Raw genomic sequence first — 4,900 nt, 5'->3', positions numbered from 1 at the left:
CTGATTTCCGGCGAGGTCGGACGCGGCACCTACGTGCTGTCCGAAAGCCGCGAAGCTGTCCTGTTCGTGCTCAAGGAGCCGAACGACAACTCGGCTCCGCACCTCATCGATCTCTCCACCAACGTCCCGGCCATCGATCCGTCGACGAGCGATCTGGATCTGGCCCTGGCGGACATCGCACGCGATGGAGGATTGGCTGCCGCGCTCGATCACCCGACACCCGCGCTCATTGCCCGCACCCGCGCCACCGCGGCGAGTTGGGTCGCCGCGCGCGGTCTCGAATTGCGTCCCACCGACATCGTGCCGACGGCAGGCGCGCATCAGGCGCTGCTCGCGGTGCTGCTCGCCATCTGCACGGCCGGCGAACCGGTGCTGGTCGAGGAGATGACCTTCCCTGGTATCAAGGCATTGGCCCGCCAGCTCGGTCTGCCGCTGCATGGCGTCGCGATGGATGCGCAGGGAATCTTGCCGGAGGCGCTCGACCGCGCCGCGCGGGCGACATCGGCGCGCGTCGTGGTGCTGGTTCCTGCGTTGCAGAATCCGACGGGTGCGACGATGAGCGAGGCGCGGCGTGCCGAGCTGGCCGGGATCGCCGAGCGGCGCGATCTGGAGATTATCGAAGACGATATCTACGGCGCGCTGGCAGCAACGCCGCCTTTGGCAGCGCTGCTGCCGAACCGCTGCACACTGGTCACGAGTTTCTCGAAGTCGGTCGCCGCCGGCCTGCGCTTCGGATTAGTTGCGGGGGCCGGACCGGTCGCGCGCGCCGTCGCGGCCGAACCGCAGACGACGCTCTGGCCGTTGGCGCCCTTGATGGCGGAGATCGCCTGCCGATGGATGGAAGACGGCACCGCCCTGCGCCGCGCCGAATGGCAGCGCGACGAGGTGGGTGTTCGCCACCGGCTCGCCCGCCGCGTTCTGCCGAATGGTCGAACGAGCAAGTCGACGCCGTCGCCGCATGCGTGGCTCGCGGTGCCGCCGGAGATGACAGATCCGGTGGCCACTTGCCGAGCTGTCGGTGTCGAGGTCGTCTCGGCCACAACCTTCGCAGTCACTCGCGAGGCGCCGGCGCGGATTCGGATCAGCCTGACTGCAGCACAGACGCGCGCTGAACTCGGCCGGGCGTTGGACCGGCTTGCAGCCGTCGGAATCTCATGGCCAACGAATTCTGAAAAGTGACGCGGGCGACGTGCCGCGGTTCAACCTAGTCCGTCGAGCGGCGCAGTTCGGATACGGCTTCGACCTTTGCGGCTTCGGCCTTGACGCTGTCCGCCTTAGGCGGCTCGAGCTTGGCAGACTCGACCTTCGGGACCGGCACGCTCGCCGTGACTTCAGCACGCGGGGTCGCATCGGCGGAGCGGATGCCGGGGGCGCGCAGCGAACGGGGGGCGTGGTGCTCGGCGCTGTGCGATTCGGAAATCGCGCGGGCGAGCTGAATGCGGCCCTGATGGCGGAAGTCGCAATACGCGAAGCCCATGCCCGAGACCGAGCCACGGAAGCTGCGATCGCTGGTCTTGTTGAGATTGAAGCACGGCTCGAACGGGATGCCCTTGAGCGAGGCGCAGATCGACTCGCCGCGAACCTGCAGCGTGTTGCCGGGGACGCGCATGAACCGCGTCGGGCCCGAGCCCGAGAATTGGATCGAGCCGGCCGCGCCGCCATCGTCGAAGATACGTCCGGCACCGCGGGTGCCGTCGAAGCAGTTGAAGGCGAAGATCTTGCCGGCGACGAATTTACGCGCCTCGTCGGCGCTCATCGATCCGGCCATCGCCGGCAGCACGGCGGCGCCGGCCAAAGCGGCTCCGAATACGATACGCGCGAGCATGCTTTACTCCTACTGGGAGCGGGTGACCCTATTTAACCCGATCCTTACCATACAAACTGCGGCAACATTGGCGCAGCTTCGTTGGTAAAGTCTGAACAGACTACAGAATTTTTACCACGATGCGGCCCCGCACCTGCCCGGCGAGAACCTTGGCACCCGCCTCGAACACCTGATCGAGGCCGATTTCCTCGGTCATGCCGGCCAGCTTGCCGTGATCGAGGTCGGTTGCGAGTCGTTTCCAGGCCTGCTGGCGATCCGGCAGCGGGCACATCACCGAGTCGATGCCGTAAAGACACACCCCGCGCAAAATGAAGGGCGCGACCGAGGTCGGCAGGTCCATGCCGGCCGCCAATCCACAGGCCGCAATGGCTCCGCGATACTTGGTCATAGATAGCAGATTGGCCAGCGTGGTCGAACCGACGCTGTCGATGCCGCCGGCCCAGCGCTCCTTGGCGAGCGGCTTGGCGGCGCCGGAGAGCTCGTTGCGGTCGATGATCTCGGCAGCGCCGAGCCCGCGTAGATAAGCCTCCTCCGAGGTGCGGCCGGTCGAGGCGATGACGTGGTAGCCGAGCTTGGACAAGAGCGCGATCGCCACCGAGCCGACGCCGCCGGCGGCGCCGGTGACGACGACCGGGCCATGCGCAGGGGTGAGACCGTGCTTCTCGAGCGCCAGAACGCTGAGCATCGCAGTGTAGCCGGCGGTGCCGATCGCCATCGCGTCGCGCGCGCTGAGGCCGTCGGGCAGACGCACCAGCCAATCGCCTTTGACGCGGGCCTTTTCGGCGTAGGCGCCGAGATGGGTTTCGCCCATGCCCCAGCCGTTGCACACGACCTTGTCGCCGGTCTTCCAGTTCGGATGCGACGACTCCAGCACGGTGCCGGCGAAGTCGATGCCGGCGATCATCGGGAAGCGGCGCACCACCGGCGCCTTGCCGGTGACGGCAAGACCATCCTTGTAGTTCACGGTCGACCACTCGACCGAGACCGTGACGTCGCCGTCCATCAGCTCGGCTTCGTCGAACTGCGTCAGCGCTGCGGTGGTGCCCTTCTCGGCCTTGTCGATGCGGATCGCCTTGAACGTCGCCATGCCGTCGCCTCCCCTTGAATTGTCGTTCGATGCTCCGACCTGAGTAGAGAAGGCGGACGCTCGCTGTAAAGATGTCGCTGCAGCGCAGCGATGCACAACGCGCATCCCGATGTGACAATTTAAACTTTCGGGCCTCTGGTGGAACACCGAGGGACGTGCTATATTCGATTTGCTCGTAATGAGGATAAGACCGTCCTCTTGGGTTCGTAAGCTAGTCGAAACTCGCTAGCAGCTCAGGAAGCGCCTTCAACGCAGCGGACCAAAGTTTGCCGGCCCTCGAGGCCGGATTTCTCAAGCCCGGGATATGCTCAAATCGAGTATATAGTCCGGCAGTGGTACAGGAGGCACGACGATGCCGCTTGCTGACATCTACGGCCCGGACAATTTCGGCCTGCCGGCCCACACCCGCTCCCTGCCCGGCGCCCGCGTGCCGCTGAGCGCGCAGGAGCGCGCCCGCGCGCTGCCGATGCCGTCGCTCGAATGGACCCCTGAGGTCGAGGCCGCGACCGCGCATCTCTATGAGAAGGTGCAGACCGTCATCCCGCCGGTCGAGTGGCCGTTCATGGCGCCCTACATCAAGGCGATCAACGAGCTCAAGCGCGAGCGCGACGCCGTGATCCTGGCGCACAACTATCAGACGCCGGAGATCTTCCACTGCGTCTCCGACATCGTCGGCGACTCGCTGCAGCTCGCGATCGAAGCCACCAAGGTGAAAGCCTCCACCATCATCCAGTGCGGCGTGCACTTCATGGCGGAGACCTCGAAGATCCTCAATCCGGAGAAGCGCGTGCTGATCCCGGATTCGCGCGCCGGCTGTTCGCTCGCGTCCAGCATCACCGGCGCGGATGTCCGCTTGCTACGCGATAAATTCCCCGGCGTGCCGATCGTCGCCTATGTCAATACGTCTGCCGACGTGAAGGCGGAGGTCGACATCTGCTGCACCTCGTCGAACGCCCTGCAGGTGGTCGAGAGCCTCGGCAGCGACACCGTGATCATGCTGCCGGATCAGTATCTGGCGAAGTACGTGGCGTCGCAGACCAAGGTGAAGATCATCGCCTGGAAGGGCGCGTGCGAAGTGCACGAGCGCTTCACCGGCGACGAGCTGCGCGTCTACCGCGAGGCCGATCCGAGCGTGAAGATCATCGCGCATCCGGAATGCCCGCCGGACGTGTTGGCCGAAGCCGACTTCACCGGCTCGACCGCGCACATGATCAACTGGGTCAAGGACCGGCATCCGAAGCGCGTGGTGATGATCACCGAGTGCTCGATGGCCGACAACGTCCAGGCCGAGCTGCCGGATGTCGAGATGGTGCGGCCGTGCAATCTGTGCCCGCACATGAAGCGCATCACGCTGTCGAAGATCCTCGACAGCCTGGTGTACCTGCGCGAGGAAGTCACCGTCGATCCCGCCATCATCGCTCCGGCGCGGCGCTCGGTCGAGCGGATGATCAATCTGAAGAACTAAGCCGCGTCGTTGCGGCTCGAAGCGGACGACGGCGCCTCTGTGCGATCTCCGGCCGTCGTCCGTGCCTGAAGGCGTTCGCGAGACAGCGTACAAGAGTTGGAACGCCTCATGACAACTACGCCCGACCTGCAATCGCTCGGCGCCCACGGCGACATCGTCATCGTCGGCGGCGGTCTCGCCGGCCTGTTCTGCGCGCTGAAACTGGCGCCGCGTCCTGTGACGGTGATCAGCGCCGCGCCGCTCGGCGAAGGCGCCTCCACCGCCTGGGCGCAGGGCGGCATCGCCGCCGCGGTCGGCGAAGGCGACACCGCGGAGTCGCACGCGGCCGACACCATCGCGGTCGGCGCCGGCCTCGTCGATGAAGACGTTGCGTTCGCTTTGGCGCGCGAAGCCTCCGCGCGCATCCACGATCTGCTCGGCTACGGCGTGCCGTTCGACCGCGACCTCGAAGGCCGCCTCGCGGTGGCGCGCGAAGCCGCGCATTCGGCGCGGCGCATCGTCCATGTCCGCGGCGACATGGCCG

General features: G+C 66.2%; 5 protein-coding genes. 3 read left to right on the top strand and 2 right to left on the bottom strand.

What is annotated here, in order from left to right:
- Positions 1 to 1,179, top strand: a 1,179-nt coding sequence (locus tag I5M_RS04220; protein WP_040771554.1) for a PLP-dependent aminotransferase family protein, incomplete at its 5' end; no start/stop codon positions are given.
- Positions 1,180 to 1,204: 25 nt separating this feature from the next.
- Here the strand turns inward: I5M_RS04220 and I5M_RS04215 are convergent.
- Together I5M_RS04215 and I5M_RS04210 are read right to left on the bottom strand one after the other, a co-directional pair.
- A complete protein-coding gene (locus I5M_RS04215; protein ID WP_022720260.1) occupies positions 1,205 to 1,825 on the bottom strand; it encodes a hypothetical protein in 621 nt (206 codons plus the stop codon).
- A gap of 100 nt (positions 1,826 to 1,925) precedes the next feature.
- Positions 1,926 to 2,912 carry an MDR family oxidoreductase gene (locus I5M_RS04210; protein WP_022720259.1) on the bottom strand — a complete coding sequence of 329 codons (987 nt, stop codon included), beginning with the start codon at positions 2,910 to 2,912 and terminating at the stop codon, positions 1,926 to 1,928.
- 352 nt (positions 2,913 to 3,264) lie between these two features.
- Between I5M_RS04210 and nadA the strand changes: the two genes are divergently transcribed.
- Both nadA and I5M_RS04200 read left to right on the top strand, forming a co-directional pair.
- On the top strand, positions 3,265 to 4,377 hold the full coding sequence (gene nadA, locus I5M_RS04205) for a quinolinate synthase NadA (RefSeq protein ID WP_022720258.1): 1,113 nt from the start codon (positions 3,265 to 3,267) through the stop codon (positions 4,375 to 4,377).
- A gap of 108 nt (positions 4,378 to 4,485) precedes the next feature.
- Positions 4,486 to 4,900, top strand: a 415-nt coding sequence (locus tag I5M_RS04200; RefSeq protein ID WP_031335327.1) for an FAD-dependent oxidoreductase, incomplete at its 3' end; no start/stop codon positions are given.

It is taken from the genome of Rhodopseudomonas sp. B29 (assembly GCF_000333455.1).
In the GTDB taxonomy this organism is placed as follows: domain Bacteria; phylum Pseudomonadota; class Alphaproteobacteria; order Rhizobiales; family Xanthobacteraceae; genus Rhodopseudomonas.
This window is presented reverse-complemented; position numbering and strand designations above follow the sequence as displayed.

Bases quoted from the DNA above. Each gene is read 5' to 3' on its own strand.
- I5M_RS04215 (WP_022720260.1), bottom strand. From the start codon at position 1,825: ATGCTCGCGCGTATCGTATTCGGAGCCGCTTTGGCCGGCGCCGCCGTG.
- I5M_RS04210 (WP_022720259.1), bottom strand. From the start codon at position 2,912: ATGGCGACGTTCAAGGCGATCCGCATCGACAAGGCCGAGAAGGGCACC.
- nadA (WP_022720258.1), top strand. From the start codon at position 3,265: ATGCCGCTTGCTGACATCTACGGCCCGGACAATTTCGGCCTGCCGGCC.